Raw genomic sequence first — 17405 nt, 5'->3', positions numbered from 1 at the left:
CTCCTTTTTCCGTGTCAGTTTTCTGACATGCGGCAAGCTATGTCAGAATGCTGACATGAGTCAAGAAGGTGTCGGCGTCGACCTGGAGACGTCACTGGGCTACCTGCTCAAAGAGGCGTCGAGCGCCCTCCGTGCGGCCATGGAGGAAGTGCTGCGGCCGCTCGGGATGAGCGTGACGCACTACTCCTGCCTGGAACTGCTGGCGCAACGACCGGGCTTGTCGAACTCCGAGCTCGCGCGGGGCGCGTTCGTGACACGGCAGACGATGAACGTGCTGCTCCAGGCCCTGGAACGGGACGGCTACGTGACAAGGCCTGCGCAGGCACCCGTCGGGAAGGCGCTCCCCACGCGGCTCACGCCCCGCGGCCGACGAAGCCTCGAGACGGCGAGCGCAGCCGTCCGGTCCGTCGAGGCCAGAATGCTGGCCGGCCTGACCGAGACCGAGCAGTCAGAGGCGTTCCGGATCCTGCAGGGCATGATCCATTCCCTGCGCGGTGACGACGAAGGTGCGTAGCCCGTGCCGCGGCGCACGTAGCGTCGCGCTCGGACAGGAGGGCTGCCGAGCCTGAATTCCGCGTCGGCGACCTCGAAGACCGACAGACGGCCCTCGGCGTGGACGCCGGCGCGGCGGGAGGCGTACGCGAACGACCGGGGCCGGCCGACCTCGCTGGTCGTCGCCACGGCCGCTCGGACCCCAGCAAGGCGGACCGGGACCCGGCGGCCCGGTGGCTGCCACCCTCGGTGGACGCGCTGTGCCGGCACGGCGCGGGGCGGACCGGAACCACGCGGCGCCGGGGCCTGGACGTGAGGACGGGAGCGGTTGACGAGGTGGAGCGGGACCAGCGGTTGGACATCGCGGCGGGCTGCGGTGGTACGGACGTGGAGTTCACCCGGGCCTCGTAGGCCGGGGTTGGAAGTGCTGCCGGCGGGGCGGGGTCTCCGCCTTCGGGCTTCGTCTCGAATTTCCCGAACCGCGGCGCCACGGCTTGCCGGACTGTCTAGGCTGAGCGCCGCTCATCTCCACTGATGCCCTGGAGCCCTCCCTGTGTCCATGCCTCCGCAGCAGCCCGGCTACGGCTACCCGCAGCAGCCGTACGGCCAGCAGCCCCCGCCCCACGGCCAGCCGCAGTGGACCCCGGCCCCACCGCCGAGGCAGGGCATGAGCACGGGCGCGAAGGTCGGACTCGGCTGCGGCATCCCCGTCATCGGATTGCTCCTGCTCGGCGCCTGCGGGGCCATCATCAGCGCAGGGCAGGACGCCAAGCCCAAGTCGGCTGCGCCCAGGCCGTCTCCCTCTCGCTCCGCCGGCGCCGGTTCGGCCAAGGCGGCGCCCCTGTTCGTCGGCGAGAACCTGAAGCAGGCGAAGGCCGCTGCCGACGCGGCCGGATACAACGCCATCTCCCACGACGCTGGACCGGGCAACGCCGGACAGTGGGACGACGACAACTGGAAGGTGTGCTTCCAGACCGTGGCCGCCAAGCCGGTCGCAGGAATTCCCACCCTGGACTTCGGCGTGGTCCGCAACGAGTGGCCGTGCCCGGCCGAGGACGGCGCCCCGATCCCCTACCCGAAGACGCCGAAGGTCCTGGGACAGACCTTCGCACAGGCATCGAAGGCCCTCGCGCCGATCGGCTTCGAGCGGATCGAGCCGCAGAGCGCCTACACCGACGTCTCCGTGCCCGCCTCCCCGGACGACTGGAAGGTCTGCTTCCAGGACCCCGAGGAGGGCAAGGAGATCCAATACCCCAAGACCACCACCGCCTACCTCAAGCTCACCGCGCCCGGAACCGCGTGCCCGAAGACGGAGTACACCCAGCTCCACCCGGACCCGACGCCACCGAGCACGGGGGACGACAACACAGGGGACGACAACTCGGACAACACCTCCGGCTCCGGCGGCGGCGGAGACTCCTACTACAAGAACTGCACCGAAGCAAAGAATGCCGGCGCCGCTCCCATCCACAAGGGCGAGCCCGGGTACAGGCGGGCACTCGACCGGGACGGCGACGGCATCGCCTGTGACCGCTGACGACCCAGGACTTGGCTGAGGCCGCCGTCGACGCAGACGCTGTGCCGGTCCGGTGCGAGGGGGCCGCGACCGGCCTTCGGCGGCAGGACGCGCACGATCGCGGTCGGGGGGTTGCGCCCCGGCGCGCGGCCTCGGCGAACAGCATGAGCAGCACGCCGCGGCCGACGAGGCGGCGTCCGACGGACCGGACGGCGGCCCCGCCGGGTCGGCCGGGACCGAGGAGGACCGGACGGCCGCCCGGCCGGGACCGAGGAGGGCTGAACGGCCCCCTCGCGGGACCCGGAGGCCCCAAGCGCCCCCGGCAGTCGGCGCCCGACAGTGGAATCGGACCCCGTCCAGGGCGCCGGCCGACGGCGCCGCGCTACCCAGGAGGACGACATGGCAGGCAGACAGATGGAACGCAGGCACCTCCTCTTCCCCGACCTCGCAGACTGGCTCGGCGTCGACTCCCCACGGCTGCGGACCTGGTGGCCGGGCGACGACATCCGCCCCATTCCCATCGAGGTCACCACCGAGGCGGGGACGTCCGCCCTCCGTGCCGAGCTGCCGGGAATGGACCCGGAGGAGGACATCGAGATCACGGCGGAGGGCGACACCCTCACCGTGAGCGCCGAGCACACTGAGACCAAGGAGGACAAGGAGCACTCCGAATTCTGGTACGGGTCCTTCCGCCGCAGCGTCAGGCTGCCGGGCGAGATCCCGACCGAAGGCGTCCAGGCCGCGTACGAGGACGGCCTCCTCACGGTCCGCGTACCCATGCCGACCCAGGCCGCCGCCCAGACCAGCCGGAGCATCCCCGTACGCGGTGGTGCCGACGACATGGAGGGAGAGTCATGAACACCAAGCGGGTCCTGGTCGCCTACGGCACCAAGCACGGCGCGACCGCCGTCATCGCCGAGGAGATCGGCAAGACCCTCCGCGAGGACGGCCTCGACGCGGTCGTCCTGCCCGCCGACGACGTGGCGGACGTGTGCAGCTTCGACGCCGTCGTCCTCGGCGGCGCCCTGTACGCCGGTCACTGGAGCGGCAAGGCCAAGCGCTGCGCCGAACGCAACGCCGAGCACCTCAAGCACCGTCCCCTGTGGCTGTTCAGCAGCGGCCCCGTCGACAGCTCCGCCGAGCAGCACGAGATCCCACCGGTCAAGGCCGTGGCCCGCCAGATGGAACGGCTGGGCGCCCGCGAACACATGACCTTCGGCGGCAGCGTCACCGACAGCACCCCCGGCTTCATCGCCAAGGCGATGGTCCGCCAGGGCAAGGGCGGCGACTTCCGCAACCCCGAGCGGATCCACACCTGGGCCCACCACATCAGCCAGGAGCTCACCGCCGTCTGAGGAACGCGTGACCCTCCGGACGCACGTCGACCTCCTTCAACAAGGCGTCCGGCGGGACCGTGACGACCTCACGGGTCATCAGGCCTCTCACTTCGCGGTGTCTCAGCCACTCTCTCCTCTCCTTTGGACGGGACGGGCCCGCACGGCGGACCGGTGTCGTCGCGGGCGGTGTCGTCGGGTCGGGCACGTTGCGGTGGAGCACCGCACTTCCGCCCGTCAGGCGGGGACTTCCGCGCGCAGCTTGACGTCGACGACTCCCGGGACCGAGCGGGTGGCGCGTACGAGGACGTCGTGCATCGCCGGATCGGGGATCGAGCCGGTGAGGCGGACCAGGCCGTGGTCCACGTGGACGCGGACCACCGCGGACCCTCCACCGGGAATGAGCTGCTTCATCAGGACTTCCCGGACTTCCTCGGCGATGTCCTCATCGGACCGCAGGTAGATCTTCAGGAGGTCGCCGCGGCTGACGACGCCGACGAGGCGGTCGTCGTCGTCGACGACCGGGAGGCGCTTCAGGTGCCCGCGGGCCATCAGGCGGGCGGCGCCCGTGATGGTGGCGTACCTGCGCACGGTGAGCGGCGGTACGGTCATCAGCTGCCCGGCGCAGATGTCGTGAGAGGTGTCGGTGCCCTCCGCCTTGCGCAGCAGGTCGGCCTCGGAGACCACGCCGAGGACTCGGCCTTCCGCCGACACCACCGGCAGGGCGCTGATGCGCCACCGTTGCATCGTCTCGACGATCTCCTTGACCATCGCCCCCTGGGCGACGGAGACGACGGCGTGGGTCATCACGTCGTCCACGGTGTGCAGGTGCTTCATGATTCCTCCAACGGGAGGGTCGGGGCGCAGCCGCGCCGCACGGCCGGATCAGTCGTGGGCGACCACGACGACGGGGGCGGTCACGTGGTGCATCACGGCGTGCGTGACCGGGCCGAGGTGGGCGCCGAGAGGGGAGCGGCGGACGTGCCGGCCGACGACGACCAGGTCCGCGTCGGTGGCGGCGCGGACCAGTTCGTGGCCCGCATGACCGCGTACGGCCGTGGCCGTGACCGGTACCTTCGGGTACTCGTGCCGCCAGGGCAGCAGGGTGTCGTCGAGCAGGTGGGTGACCGCCCGCTGGATCTCGTCCTCGGCGTCGGGGTCGGCGTAGGCGACGTACTTGTAGGCCGGCGGTAGATGCCAGGCGTGGACCGCGTGCAGGGGGCAGCGGCGGCGCGCGGCCTCCTCGAAGGCGAAGTCGAGCACCCGGTCACAGGCCTGGTGGATGTCGACCCCGACGACGAGGCGCCGGTATTCCGGCGTCTCGGCCGGGTCCGGGTCCGTGGAGGTCCGGACCAGTGCCGCGGGCGTGTGCACCGCCGTGAGCGTCGAGAGGGCGACGGACCCCAGGAGGAAGCCGGTCGTCGTGCCCAGCCCCCGGGATCCCAGGACCAGGAGTGAGGCGTCCGTGGCCTCGGCCGCCAGCGCCGCGGCCGGCCTGCCGGCCAGGCGGCGCGTTCCGGCTTCCAGGCCTGCGTAGCGGTCGCGTACGTCACGTACGGCATCGGTGAGTTCCTGGTCCGCCCAGCGGTCGGCGGCCACGCGGTCCATGCGGGCCTCGACCGGGATAAGGGGCGCGTCCACGACATGGACGATCCGCAGGGGAACGTCACGCAGTGCGGCCTCGCGGGCGGCCCAGCGGGCCGCGGCCCGGCTCTGGGGGGTGCCGTCGACGCCGACGGTCACGTGCTGCCTCATGGTGCACCTCCTCACCCGGGGCGTGGTGCGGGCGGCCCGGAGGCCCGGGACGGGCCGCCCGGTGGTCGGTCTTGATGGCACCGACGCCCGCACGGAAGACGAAGCGCCAGGGTTGGGCGTTGTGCATGGACGGCGCGGTGACGGCGTCGTCGACGATGCGGACGACGAGCAGAGGGTCGAGCGAGGCGGTCATGGGAGGCTCCGATCCAGTTCACCACGGCATCGCGTCCCGGGTGGGGAGGGTCGGAGCGGCCAGGGCGTCGTCGACCGTCGCGCCCGTCGGCCCGGACGTATGGGTCCTGGGTTCACCGTCCACCGCGGGGCGCACGGCGGGGGAGGGCCGAACGGTCCCGTCGGAGGCCCGGTCGGGCCACGTGACGGGCACCGCCCGGCCCGGTCCCGCGCGGGTAGGGACCTTTCGGTCCCCACCGGGACCCGGGCGGCCCTCTCGCCCCGTCGGCGGGCGGCGCAGCGTGGGAGGTGCCACCCGTAGTTCTCGGTTGGGAGGAATCGTGGAAGGCACCATCCGGACCCCGGACACCAGCTCGGTCGTCGTCGGCGTCGACGGCTCGAAGCCCGCGCGCGCGGCCGCCCTGTGGGCGGCGGACGAGGCCTCCCGCCGGGGCCGCCCCCTGCACATCCTGTACGCGGCCGACACCGACAACAAGGCGCTGTACCTGTCCGCCGAGATGATCGAGGAAGTGCGCGCGGCCGGCCGTGCCCTCCTTGACGGCACCGCCCGGGCGGTCACCGAGGAGCATCCTGACCTGCAGGTCACCACGGAGTTCAGCCGCCGCGACGCCGTGTCGAGCCTGCACGCCGCCGGCGGCGTGTACGGCACGATCGTGGTCGGCAGCCGCGGCGTGGGCGGCTTCAACTCCCTCATGCTGGGCTCCACGGGCCTGAAGGCCGCCGCTGGCGCGAGGACACCCGTCGTCGTGGTCCGCGGCGACGGGGGTGGAGCGGAGAGCGGCACGGTCCTGACCGCCGTCCGCGACGAGCACGATCTCGTCTGCGCCCGCTACGCGGCCCGTGAGGCCGAACTGCGCAAGGCATCCCTGCGGCTCCTGCACGTATGGAACCTGCTGGAGTCCGTCGGACTGGTCGTGGGCCAGCTCGACACCGTCGACGAGGTCGCCCAGGAGCACGCGCGGCACCTGACGGCCGTCGCGGACCAGATCCGCGAGGAGTTCCCCGCCCTGACCGTCCAGTCCGACGCGGAGAAGAGCATCTCCGTCGGCGGCGTGCTCGTCGAAGCCACCCAGCACGCCGACCTGCTCGTCATGGGCGGGCGCCGGAACCGCGGATTCATCGGCAGCACGCTCGGCCGGGCGACCCACACCCTGGTCCACCACGCCCACTGCCCCGTCCTGCTGATCCCCCGCACGCCCGCGCCGAAGGGCGAGCCGTGAACCGCCGGCCGTCCGACCGGGTCGGCATCGTCGCCGGGATCGACCCCACCAGGGAGTGGCACCTGCCGGTCGCCTGGGCGGCCGACGAGGCCCACCGCCGCCGACTCCCGCTGTCCCTCGTCGTCGCACAGCCCGTGCGCGGCGACGCCCGCGGATCCGACGGCGCACACCTGCCCTCGTCCGCGCGCCACGCGGCGGCGCAGACCCTGCGCGAGGCCGGCGAATGGGCCGGCCTGCGCCACCGGGGGCTGGTCCCCGTCCTGGAAGTGGCGGACGGCTCCCCGGCGGCCGTGCTCGGCGGGATGTCGCGGGAGGCCCGCATGGTCGTGCTGGGATCCCGGCACCTGAGCCGAACGGAGGAGTACCTCAGCGCCGGCTCCGTCGTGGTGCCCGTCGCCGCCCAGGCGACCTGCCCGGTCGTTGTCGTGGGCGACGCGGAGCACGTCACCCAGCAACCCCCGTACCTCGTCGTCGGCGTGGACGGCAGCCCGCACGCGCAGGCCGCCCTGGCCTTCGCCTTCGAGGAGGCCGCACTGCGGGGCGCCGCACTGCGCGCCATCGCGGTATGGCAGGCCCCCGTGTTCGCCCTGCACGACGAGGAGACGGCGCTCCGCGCCCAGCGAGCCCTGCTCGCGGAGGCCACCGCAGGCTGGCCGGGGAAGTACCCGGACGTGCGGCTCACCCGCGAGGTGCCGGTCGGGCACCCCGTCGAAGAGCTCGCAGCCGCCTCCGAGCACGCACTGGCCGCGGTCGTCGGCCGGCGGGGCCGGGGCGGCTACACCGGCATGCGGCTCGGCTCCGTCGTCCACGGCATGCTCCACCGCGCGCACTGCCCGGTCGTCATCGTGCCCGCCGACTGAGGCAGCCGTGAGCAGCCCCGCGGTCGACGCCGCCAGGACACCGCCGTCCCCGGCGCCCGCCCCGCGCCGGCTCACCGAAACGGACGTACGGCGTCGCCTGGCGGAGCACGGCCCCGACGAGGTGGCACCGCCCGCCCCACACCGGTGTGGCAGCGGGTCCTGGCCCGACTGCGCGACCCGCTGATCATGGTCGGGCCGGGACCTCACCGTCCTTTCCTACGCCGACCCGCTGCCCGCGGTGCAGGCGCTCGCACACGCCGCCGACCGCACCGCATGGCTCGCCCGCCCCACGGGAACGGCCACCGATCCCGGCGGCGTCGATGCCCGGCGGGCGGCCGAGGTCGTCGCCGACTACCCGTCTGCCGGCCGTGGGGACGTACGGGTCCCGGATGGGGACCGTTCGGCCCTCCCCGGTCCCGGTGGCGCGCCAGGAGGATGACCCCATGGACAGCGACCGGCCGCTCCTCGTCGCCACCGGAGTACGCAAGGTCTACCGGACGGGCTCGGTGGCCGTGACGGCCCTTGCCGACCTGGACATCACAGTGGGCTCCGGCGAGCTGGTGGGGGTCATGGGACCGTCCGGCTCCGGCAAGACCACCTTGCTGAACTGCCTCTCCGGCCTGGACGACATCGACGACGGCCGCGTGCTCATCGACGGCCGCGACCTCTTCGCCATGTCCGACGGGGCAAGGACCCGGCACCGGGCGCACACCATGGGATTCGTATTCCAGGCCTTCAACCTCATCCCGGTGTTCTCCGCGGTGGAGAACGTGGAGCTGCCCCTGCTGCTCGTGGGCACCCGGCCGTCCGAGGCCCGCGGCAGGGCCCTGGCCATGCTCGACCGGGTCGGCCTCGGACATCGGGTCGAGCACCGGCCGAGCGAGATGTCGGGCGGCGAGCAGCAGCGCGTGACCATCGCCCGGGCCCTCGCCGGACGTCCGGCGATCGTGTGGGCGGACGAGCCGACCGGCAACCTGGACAGCACGATGGCCGACCAGGTGATGGACCTCCTGTGCGAGCTCAACGAAGAAGAGGGCCAGACGATCGTCCTGGTCACCCACGACGGCGCCATCGGCAGCCGGGTGCCGCGCCTGATCCACATGCGCGACGGACGGCTGGTCGGCGACGTCCGCCAGGACGTGGCCGACCGTCGCGTCGGCACCGACCTTCCCCTGGGCTGAGCCATGTACCCCGGCCTGCTGGCACCCCTGCTCATCACCCTCGGGCTCGCCCTCGCCGCCCTCGCGGTGGCGGCCTTCCGCCAGCCGGTGTCGCGGCGGCTCGCCTTCCGGCAGCTGGCTCGCCGCCCCACCGAGGCGGTACTGGTGATCGGCGGGTCCGTCCTCGGAACGGCCATCATCATCGGCGCCCTCGTCGTCGGCGACACCCTGGACTTCTCGGTCCGGCAGGAGGCGTACCGAACCCTGGGACCGGTGGACGAACGCGTGGTCGCCCCGCCGGGCGCGGCGGGGCGTGCCGTCACCGGGCGGCTGGCGGCGCTGGCCCGCGATCCCGACGTCGACGGCGTACTGACCGCCCAGGCCACCCAGGCATCCGCGGTGAGCCGACCGGACGGCCGGCCCACCGCCGAACCGCGTGTCCTCGCCTGGCAGATGGACTTCACCGACGCCTCCCGATTCGGCGCGCAGCACGGCGACCCGGGCCTGGGCGGACGGCAACCGGGACCGGACCAGGTCGTGCTCAACGCGCCGCTGGCCCGCTCCCTGCGCGTGGGAGCCGGGGACACCGTCACGCTGTACCTGTTCGGGACGCCGCAGACGTACCGGGTGGACCGGGTCGTGCCCGAGCGAGGACTGGCCGGCGTGGGGCTGGGCGGTCGGATGAACCGCGACGCGTTCCTGGCACCCGGAACGCTCGACGCCGCAGCCCGGGCGGCCGGGACGGAGCCGCGCTCCGTCACCTTCGTGTCCAACCGCGGCGGCGTCGAAGCCGGCGACGCCCTGACGGCGAAGGTCGGCGCGGACATACGCCGGGCACTGGGACCACTGTCCGGCCAGGCTGCCGTGGAGACGCCCAAGCACACCGTGCTGCGCGACGCCGAGCAGGCCGGGGACTCCCTCGGCGCGCTGTTCCTCATGATCGGCAGCTTCAGCATCATCGCCGGTGCCCTCCTCCTGGTGAACATCTTCGTCATGCTCGGCGAGGAGCGGAAACCCCAGATGGGAATGGTCCGGGCGGTCGGAATGAAGCGTTCCCACCTGGTGGGGTCCTTCACCCTCGAAGGGACCGCCTACGCCCTGCTGTCCGCGCTGCCGGGCGTGGCGATCGGCATCGGCGTCGGCTGGGCCGTCGCCGTGGTGGCCGCGGAGATCTTCCGCGGCTGGTCCGTCGGCGGGAGCAGCATCCAGATCGCCTTCTCCGTCACCCCCACCAGCGTCCTCAACGGCGCCGCCATGGGCCTGCTCATCGCCTTCGCGGCCATCCTGGCCACCAGCGTGCGCATCAGCAGGTTCAACATCATCGCCGCCATTCGGGACCTGCCCGCCGCGCCGGGGCAGCGCCCGCGCCGCCTGCTGCTCGCCGCCTCCGCCACGCTCGCGGTGCTCTGCGCACTCGCGGCCGTCCCCGCGGTGGCCAGCAGCCAGCCGGACGCAACCTACCTCCTGCCCGCCCTCGCCCTCGCCCTCGCCGCCCCGCTGCTGCTGCGCCTCCTACCACGGCCCGCCGTGACCACGCTCGTCGCGGCAGCCGTGCTCGCGTGGACCCTGCTGGCGCCCGTCGTCCGCCCGGCGATCTTCGACACGCCCTCGATGTCCGTGTACGTCATCCAGGGTGCCCTGGCGGCCTTCTCCGCGGTCGTGCTCGTCAGTAACAACCAGAAGGCCGTGCTGCGACCCGTGCGACGGTTCCTCGACCGCCCCTCGGAGGCGGGTCTGGCAGCGCGTCTGGCCATCGCCTACCCCCTGGCCAAGCGGTTCCGCACCGGAGCCACCCTCGTGATGTACACGCTCATCGTGTTCGTCCTCGTCCTGCTCACCGAGATCTCGGGCATCCTGAACGCCGGCGTCGACGGCGTCGTGGCCGACGCCACGGCCGGCTACTCGCTGCGCCTGGACTACAACCCCCAGGCCGCCCACGACCGGCTCCCCGCCGAGCTGCGCGACGGCACCCACGCCGATGAACTCGCAGCCGTCACACCGCTGCTCAACACGGCCGGCCGGGCCAGCGACCCGGGCGGTCGCACCGCCCAGCCCCTCGACGCGGCCGTCGTCGGAGTACCCGACGGGTCCATCACCGGCATCACCTTCCGCGAACGGCTCGCAGGGCTGAAGGACGACCCGGCCGTGTGGCGGGCCCTCGCCGACGACCCCCGCTACGTCGTGATCGACGCCTTCTTCGGCAGTACGGGCGGCCCCGCCGGCGACTACTACGACCCCGGAGACACCCTCACCCTGACGGATCCGCGGACGGGCCGGAGCGAACGGAAGACCATCGCCGGAGTCCTCAGCAACGGCATGGTCTTCTACCCGGGCACGGGTGCCAGTTCCACCGTCTACCCCGTCGTCATGGGCGAAGGCGGAGTACGCCAGCTCTTCGGCCCGCAGGCCCAGAACGCGTCCGCACTGGTCAGGACCCGACCCGGCACCTCACCGGAGACCCTCGCGAGCCGATTGCAGGGAGAGCACCTCTCTTCCAGTCTGGTCGCCACGCCGATCGCGTCCGACATCCGCCGCCAGTTCGACTCCAGCACGGCCTTCTTCCGCCTCATGCAGGGCTTTCTCGCCCTCGGCCTCCTGGTGGGCATCACCGGCCTCGGCGTCGTCATGGTCCGCGCCGTACGCGAACGCCGGCGCACCATCGGCATCCTGCGGGCGCTGGGCTTCCGGTCCCGGACCGTCCAGCGATCCTTCCTCTGGGAGAGTGCCTTCATCACCGTGGAAGGCATCGCGCTGGGCACCCTGCTGGGGGTGCTCACGACCTGGCTGATGTACGGCAACAGCGCCGCGTTCGCGGGTCTCGAAGGCGGCTTCCCGATCGAGTGGACCAGCATCGCCACCCTGGCCGCCACCACCTTCGCCGCATCGCTCCTGGCCACCTTCGGCCCCGCCCGGCGCGCAGCCGCCGTCCGCCCGGCCCTGGCCGTCCGCACCACGGAGTGACGACCGTCCGCGGCTGGCGATGTTCCCGCCCCACGGTTGGGACCTGCGGCGACGAACGGCTCCGGATCGCCCGCCTCCCAGGCCGGCGCGGCCATGCCGGCCAGGGGCCCAGGTCCCCGACCTGGGCCTTCGGGTTTGGTCCGGCGTTTCACCACCCCGCGGGCTCTGGCGCGGCGGTGTCGGCGTCAGTGCGAGGCCCACCAGGTCGAGGGGGCCGCGACGGTGTAGCCCAGCGACTCGTACAGCGGCCTGCCCAGCTTCGACGCGGTGAGCGTGAGCGGGAGGTCCGCGAGGGGCGCGAGGGAGCCGAGCATGACGGCCCGGCCCACGCCGCGCGACCGGAAGGACGGGGACGTCCCGATCCAGTAGTGGCTGCCGATGCCGTCGTCCACGACGCTGACGCCGGCCCCCACGGGCACGCCGTCGTGCCTGGCGACGAACACGTCCACGCCCGGCTGCTCGATCAGCGCCGCCGGGAACAGCTCGCCGGGGCGGTACGGCTCGAATCCGGCCAGCTCGAAGCCCTCGATCACGATCCGCTCGGCGGCCTGGAGGTCCTCGGCCCGCCCCGCCCGGATCACCTCCAGCGCCGGTTCCCCGACCGGGCCGGGGGGCCGCAGCATGACCGGCATCTGCCAGCTACGCAGGTCCAGGTGGCTCAGGTCGGTCGAGCTGAACGGATCCTCGACGTTCGCCGGGCCCGCGGCCCGGCGTACCAGCTCGCCCACTTCGGCCAGCTCGTCCGGGTCGAGGTCCGGCTCCTGGATCAGGATCCGAAGGCCGGCGCGCACGTCGCCGTCGACCGCGACGAACCCGCGGCGGCGGATGACCGCATGCCCCCGGCTCTGGCCGGTCGCGGCCCAAAAGGCGGCGGAGTTACGGGCCTGACGCAGCGGCGCTTCGGCCAGGGTCAGGGTCACTGGCTGTCCTGCCGGCATCGATCGTGTTGTCATCGCACCAACGGTAATGCCCAACTGCCGCATGTCGGAGCCGTTTTCCTGCGGCCTCGCAGGGCGCTCGCCCCCCGGTCCCGTCACCCGATCAGTGGCCCCGTCGAAGATCCTCACTCGTCAGCTGCTACTGCCACCACGATCGGGGGTTGCACCCGGAGACCGTTCGCCGTCCGCGGCCTGCGCGACTGGTTATGTCCGTGGTTGCGGGAGTCGTCTGTCGATGAGTTTGGGCGTCGATCGCGCCCTCTGCTGGCCGGGAACGTCGATGAAATTCGATGTCGCCCAGTAGTTCGATGGGCTCCGGCTTGTGGTGCTGGAGGGACCGTAGGATGCGGGTGTGACTCGGTTCGATGAAGTCAAGGTGACGTTCTGGGACGAGGGCCCTTATGGGGTTCAGGCGCCGTTGACCGACGTGGATGTCGAGGATGCCGAGCGTCAGCTCGGGGTGCGTCTGCCGTCATCGTTGCTGGAGATCTTGCGGCTGCAGAACGGTGGCCTGGTGGCGTCCGACTGGGACGCCTTCCCGACCACGGTGCGGACTTCGTGGAGTGAGAGCCACGTGCCGTTGGACGGGCTGATGGGCATCGGGCGCCGCGAAGGCCAATTGTCGTTGCTGGACACGCCTTATCTGGTCGAGGAGTGGGGCCTGCCGTCCCCGCTCGTCCTGCTCTCTGGCGATGGGCACTGTTGGATTGCTCTCGACTACCGGCTCTGCGGCCGGCAGGGCGAGCCGTCGGTGAGGTGGTTTGACACGGACTGGGACACCGAGCTCACCCTGGCCGCGGACTTCAGGACGTTCATCGAGGGCCTCACCGCGGCCGCGACGTTCGACGCCGACTGATCGGGGCCCGGGTTCCTTCAGCTACCCCGTGGGCGGCGCGGGCTGCGGCCCACCAGTTGTCGTGGACCGGGGTGAACCGGCCGGCCGAGCGGGCCTGCTCCAGCGCGGTCGGGCCGGGAAAGGCGCCGGGCTTGCGGATGAGGGCTTCGAGACAGTGATCGAGAACGGGGTTCGAGCCGCCTCGGGTGCTGAGCCGCTCGTGCCGTGCGATTTCGGTCCGGCCGTCGTAGACGATGGGGTCGTTGGCGGTCAGGAGGACGCGGACGGTGTGACCGATGAACCTGACCGGGACCGAGTAGCGGTTGGTGCGGACGGTGACCTGTTCTCTGAACTTGCCGGGTGGGGCCTCTCAACGGCCTCCAGGACCTCGATAGAGTCGGGGCGATGACTGGGAGCCGAGGCCGCTGGCCAAAGACCGATGAGGAGCGTGGCGTCGAGGACGTGACGCTCTTGATACTGGAGTGGCTGGGCGAGCAGGGTGTGAACGCCATGATCAGGATGGACGCGGAGAGGCTGGCTGACAACGCGCCAGCTTGGACGTTCGCTGCAAGCGGCGGCCCATTGGAGCACGGCATGCGAGCTGACGGCAGGACTGTCCAGCAGTGCATGTCTGTCGCTCTGGCCCAGTTGCGCGACGCTGGGCTATCGGTTCCGTTTTGATCTTCGGCCGCCTTTGACTTCGATCACGATGCCGACTTCGTCGTTTCGACGGTTCCTGTGGACTGGCCGAAACCTGGCATGCCGAGTTCGACAGAGGTCGACCGCCTGTTGACGAGCGCGTCGATCTGGGCGAGCTTGTCGTTGGCTCCGGCCATGCTGGCTTGCAGTCCCTCGACCTCACCGAGCCAGCCCTCGCGTTCGGCTTCGGCGATGCGCGCGATGAGGTTGTCGCGGATCTCCTCGATGCGGAAGCGCTGGTCAGGGTCGGGCCAGTGCATCGAACATCGCAGGCAGGCGTGTTCATGAATGCAAGGGGTTGAGAAAGCGCGTCCGCAGAGCCCGGTGGCGACCTTTCGCCGCTCGAAGTGACCGAGGAATTCCTGCCACTCGGAGTCGGTAGGTGTGCGGTATTCCTCGCTCGGGCGAAGGGCTCTGCGGCGGGCGAGGAAGACCAGGTGGGACCTGATGGTCTCCTCCGGATATACAGCCTTGTATCCGATCGTCACGGAGATGTCCTGGTGCCCGGCGATCACCTGGGCGATGTGCGGGGGAAGGCCGTTGAGGATGGCGTCGGTGATGAAGATTCTGCGGAAGTCGTGCGGGGTGTAGTGCAGTGGGGTGCCGTCGGCCTGGTCGACCAGGCCGGTGCGGGACAGGGCACCGTCCAGCAACGTGCTGACCCGCTCGCGGGCGATGCGCTGTGGTTCGGCGGCGACGTGGCGTTGGAACAGCAGCGGGGCCGGTGGCAGCCAGATGTGTTCGTGGTAGTCCCGGGCGCGGACCAGCGGGACTGCGCCATGGGTGTCGCGGATCCGGCAGATGATCCCGCTGAGCACGTCGGCCAGTTCGGGGCTGACCACGAGAAGCCGTTCGGCGTCGGTTTTGGACGGGGCGATCTGCAGCAGTGGGACGATCTCCCCGGTGGTCGGCTCGGCAAAGAGCTGACCTGCGGGACGGGAACGAAGTGGTTGCGGCGGAAGGAGCCGACCTGGCCCTCCACTCCGCCCTTCTCGTGGGCGCCTTCGAGTCCTGGGCGGCAGTAGTGATGGCGCTCTTTGAACCTCCCCAGGTGCCGCTCGCCAGGTGGCCAAACCTGCTCAGGTGATCTCCCCACCCTCTGCGTGATCCTTCTCGGCGTGTCGAACTGGTGTCGGCGTGTCGTGGAGAGCCTGCGTGAGCACGAGTTCGGCCTGTTCGAGGGGCCTGAATGCTCACCTGGGAGGAAGACGTGGATGCTCACGCGCTGCGTCGTCAGGGCTGGTCGATCTCAGCGATCGCCCGGCATCTGGGGCACGACCACTGCACCCCCCGCTGCAAAGCATAGGCAGGCCGACGTCGACGCCGGGAACGCGACGAAACAACCAGCACTGCTGAAAGCGAAACGATGACGGCGGCGTCGCCAGATCCGACACCACTCGCGCCCACGGCCGTCCGGAACTGCCCGCACTGCGACAAGCCCGTCACCATCGTCGCCCTGCTGGCCACCCCCGAGGCCGCACGACCCACCATCCCGATGGCGAACCCGGACGTCATCCCGATGCGCCGCAACTGAAAGTGCAGGTCAACGACCCTGCCGACCACCTGGACGGCAGGGTCAGTCCGCGTCCGCGAACATGGTGCTGATGTTGTTCCACATGAAGGCGTCCTTCCACCCCGGACGTTCCTCAGCCCAGCCGCTCAAGGCGGCGATCACTCTTTCCTGAGAGATCGTCCTGGTCTGGTAGTGCTCCGCCGCGGAACTCCAGCTGATAGGTGTTGTCATCCCTCAGCCACACCTGCACATACCAGTCGCCGTCCGCCTCATCGTCGAGTCGCTCGACGATCACGAAGGCGTTGCCCCGGCCGAGGTTCGCCACCATCCGGCTCAACGCTGAGTCCTTCGGATTCCTCACCCGTCGGCCGTGTTCATCTCTCGCTTGCAGCATGGCCAGATCATCGCCCACGGGTCTGACACCACTCCATGAGCAACCACTCGTACTCGGCCTCGCTCACCGCTTTCCTCAGTTGGTTCACTCCGTGAACCAACTGAGGCGAAGAGGAAAATTCGAGATCCGCATCAGTAGAACGCGTCGATGCCCCAGTGCGACCTGAAGGCGGTCCAGCGTTCGGCTTCGACCCGCATGCGCCCCAGCCCCGTCACTCGGGAGACGGCCGCCTTGAGGTTGTCGTAGCGGCCCTGCCGCGGGGGACACCGCCCAGCGTATTCAGAGCGTGGACGTGGCCCTCGATGAAGGCTTCCTGGCCGCAGGAGGCGAAGACGCGGTGGACGGCCTTGCCGGAGTACGAAAGGCGGAAGGAGAACAGGTAGCAGCGAGTGGGGACGCCGGCCAGGACGATGTGCACATCTCCGAAATCGGCTTCCGCTTCAGCTCCGGGGATGTGGGACTGTGGGACGAACGCATCCGGAGCCCGGCCGGCCAGCAGATGGATCTGCTTGCGCCGGTCGGCGACGTAGGAGCGGACCATCTGATACGAGATCTCGACCGCGCCATGCTCCTCCACCAGCCGGTCGTGGATCCGCTTGGCCGTGTGCTTCTGCTTCGGCTGCGCGTCCAGGTCGGCCTGGAGGAACCCGTCGATGATCTTCTTGTAGGCGTCCAACCGGGTCGCACGCGGCCGGTGCTTCTTCCGCGGCTCCGGCCACTTCGAGTCCAGAGCCTTGCGCACCGTCCGCCAGGTCACCCCGTACTTGTGCTCCAGGGCCCGCATCGACAAGCCGCCCTGACGGTGATCACGGCGGATCGCCGCGTACAGCTCGACCTTCGACTTCGGCATGCGCATACAGGCCCCAGCGGGAGAAGCATGCCCAGCGCCCCACCGCAAGGCCCCCACTGCCATCACTACCTCGGCGGCGCGGCAGTCCCTGAACCCGCTCGGCCTCGCCCAGCGCGGGCGGTCGCGGCTGTGGATCGATGATCACGGGTGGTGGCTCGGTGTTGTGGAGTTCACCCCGCCACGCACTGCCGGCAGCGGTCTGCACGTCGGTGCGATGTGGCTGTGGCACGACGTGGACCACCTGGCCTTCCACGTGGACGCTGTCCGAGTCAGCCCTGAGCCGTTCCGCACCGAGGACCAGTTCACGCCAGCAGCACTCGAACTCAGCCGGCAGGCGGCTGCGAACGTGACCGCGCTGCGGGAGAAGTTCCCGGCTCTGCCAGACGTCGCCCGATACCTGACGTCCAGGCCGGTGCGGCGGGGATTCCTCTGGGACAGTTTCGACGCCGGGATCGCGGCCGCCGTGGTCGGGGATCCGGAAACGGCCCGCGATCAATTCGAGCGAGTCCTTCGAGAGGACCCGCTGGCCCCGTGGATGGTCGAAGCCCAGGAGAAGGCACGTGAGCTTCACGCGATCGCGCCAGATCGCGACGCTGTGACTGCCTGGGTCACCCGGGCCGTCGACTCATGCCGGAGCAAGCTGGGCCTGGATCCTGTGGCGCTCGCGATCAGCTGAGTGGACCCAC

Annotated in this window: 17 protein-coding genes and 1 pseudogene; 12 read left to right on the top strand and 6 right to left on the bottom strand. The window is 71.0% G+C overall.

Annotation, left to right across the window (positions count from 1 at the left end):
- The first annotated feature begins 55 nt into the window (after positions 1-55).
- From IF43_RS0120950 to IF43_RS0120920, 5 genes and pseudogenes are all read left to right on the top strand, one after another.
- Positions 56-514 (top strand): MarR family winged helix-turn-helix transcriptional regulator, encoded by a 459-nt coding sequence (locus IF43_RS0120950; protein WP_030202748.1) that lies wholly within the window; start codon positions 56-58, stop codon positions 512-514.
- Positions 515-607: 93 nt separating this feature from the next.
- Positions 608-768 (top strand): annotated as a pseudogene (locus IF43_RS42885) (HNH endonuclease); the annotation flags it as partial.
- A 283-nt stretch (positions 769-1051) separates the two neighbouring features.
- Positions 1052-2029 carry an excalibur calcium-binding domain-containing protein gene (locus IF43_RS39695; protein WP_051795734.1) on the top strand — a complete coding sequence of 326 codons (978 nt, stop codon included), beginning with the start codon at positions 1052-1054 and terminating at the stop codon, positions 2027-2029.
- Positions 2030-2407: 378 nt separating this feature from the next.
- Positions 2408-2866 (top strand): Hsp20/alpha crystallin family protein, encoded by a 459-nt coding sequence (locus IF43_RS36695; protein ID WP_037889369.1) that lies wholly within the window; start codon positions 2408-2410, stop codon positions 2864-2866.
- Positions 2863-3363 (top strand): flavodoxin domain-containing protein, encoded by a 501-nt coding sequence (locus tag IF43_RS0120920; protein WP_030202745.1) that lies wholly within the window; start codon positions 2863-2865, stop codon positions 3361-3363. Before IF43_RS36695 ends, IF43_RS0120920 begins: the two co-directional genes overlap by 4 nt.
- Positions 3364-3579: 216 nt before the next feature.
- Here IF43_RS0120920 and IF43_RS0120910 read toward each other — a convergent pair whose 3' ends face one another.
- Positions 3580-4179, bottom strand: a complete 600-nt coding sequence (locus IF43_RS0120910) for a CBS domain-containing protein (protein ID WP_037889335.1) — start codon at positions 4177-4179, stop codon at positions 3580-3582.
- A 48-nt stretch (positions 4180-4227) separates the two neighbouring features.
- Positions 4228-5097 (bottom strand): universal stress protein, encoded by an 870-nt coding sequence (locus IF43_RS0120905; protein WP_030202742.1) that lies wholly within the window; start codon positions 5095-5097, stop codon positions 4228-4230.
- A 512-nt stretch (positions 5098-5609) separates the two neighbouring features.
- Between IF43_RS0120905 and IF43_RS42880 the strand changes: the two genes are divergently transcribed.
- The 4 genes from IF43_RS42880 to IF43_RS0120885 all read left to right on the top strand — a co-directional run bounded on the left by IF43_RS42880 (position 5610) and on the right by IF43_RS0120885 (position 11490).
- Entirely contained in the window at positions 5610-6509 is a 900-nt protein-coding gene (locus tag IF43_RS42880; RefSeq protein WP_030202741.1) for a universal stress protein, read from the top strand.
- Positions 6506-7369, top strand: a complete 864-nt coding sequence (locus IF43_RS0120895) for a universal stress protein (protein WP_030202740.1) — start codon at positions 6506-6508, stop codon at positions 7367-7369. The genes IF43_RS42880 and IF43_RS0120895 overlap by 4 nt, the downstream gene beginning before the upstream one ends.
- A gap of 443 nt (positions 7370-7812) precedes the next feature.
- Positions 7813-8550 (top strand): ABC transporter ATP-binding protein, encoded by a 738-nt coding sequence (locus IF43_RS0120890; RefSeq protein ID WP_030202739.1) that lies wholly within the window; start codon positions 7813-7815, stop codon positions 8548-8550.
- A gap of 3 nt (positions 8551-8553) precedes the next feature.
- Positions 8554-11490 carry an FtsX-like permease family protein gene (locus IF43_RS0120885; RefSeq protein ID WP_030202738.1) on the top strand — a complete coding sequence of 979 codons (2937 nt, stop codon included), beginning with the start codon at positions 8554-8556 and terminating at the stop codon, positions 11488-11490.
- A 185-nt stretch (positions 11491-11675) separates the two neighbouring features.
- On the opposite strand, the gene IF43_RS0120880 is transcribed toward IF43_RS0120885, so the two are convergent.
- Positions 11676-12410 (bottom strand): GNAT family N-acetyltransferase, encoded by a 735-nt coding sequence (locus tag IF43_RS0120880; protein ID WP_234332393.1) that lies wholly within the window; start codon positions 12408-12410, stop codon positions 11676-11678.
- Between the two features lie 370 nt (positions 12411-12780).
- Between IF43_RS0120880 and IF43_RS0120875 the strand changes: the two genes are divergently transcribed.
- Positions 12781-13284 (top strand): SMI1/KNR4 family protein, encoded by a 504-nt coding sequence (locus IF43_RS0120875; RefSeq protein WP_030202734.1) that lies wholly within the window; start codon positions 12781-12783, stop codon positions 13282-13284.
- 683 nt (positions 13285-13967) lie between these two features.
- On the opposite strand, the gene IF43_RS0120865 is transcribed toward IF43_RS0120875, so the two are convergent.
- Positions 13968-14804 carry a tyrosine-type recombinase/integrase gene (locus IF43_RS0120865; RefSeq protein WP_051795731.1) on the bottom strand — a complete coding sequence of 279 codons (837 nt, stop codon included), beginning with the start codon at positions 14802-14804 and terminating at the stop codon, positions 13968-13970.
- A 524-nt stretch (positions 14805-15328) separates the two neighbouring features.
- On the opposite strand from IF43_RS0120865, the gene IF43_RS41730 reads away from it, so the two are divergent.
- The gene (locus tag IF43_RS41730; RefSeq protein WP_158939436.1) at positions 15329-15496 is read left to right on the top strand and encodes a hypothetical protein; all 168 of its coding nucleotides are present in this window, start codon (positions 15329-15331) and stop codon (positions 15494-15496) included.
- A 112-nt stretch (positions 15497-15608) separates the two neighbouring features.
- Here IF43_RS41730 and IF43_RS36690 read toward each other — a convergent pair whose 3' ends face one another.
- A complete protein-coding gene (locus IF43_RS36690; RefSeq protein WP_234332391.1) occupies positions 15609-15887 on the bottom strand; it encodes a hypothetical protein in 279 nt (92 codons plus the stop codon).
- A gap of 193 nt (positions 15888-16080) precedes the next feature.
- A complete protein-coding gene (locus tag IF43_RS36685; protein WP_199922757.1) occupies positions 16081-16719 on the bottom strand; it encodes a transposase in 639 nt (212 codons plus the stop codon).
- A gap of 163 nt (positions 16720-16882) precedes the next feature.
- On the opposite strand from IF43_RS36685, the gene IF43_RS38200 reads away from it, so the two are divergent.
- Complete coding sequence (locus tag IF43_RS38200; RefSeq protein WP_051795727.1) at positions 16883-17395, top strand: hypothetical protein; 513 nt, start codon at positions 16883-16885, stop codon at positions 17393-17395.
- The last annotated feature ends 10 nt before the right edge of the window (positions 17396-17405 follow it).

Source organism: Streptomyces sp. NRRL S-87, from assembly GCF_000719335.1.
GTDB lineage: Bacteria > Actinomycetota > Actinomycetes > Streptomycetales > Streptomycetaceae > Streptomyces.
The sequence above is the reverse complement of the archived record's forward strand: the minus strand, read 5'-3'. Positions and strand labels throughout refer to the sequence as shown.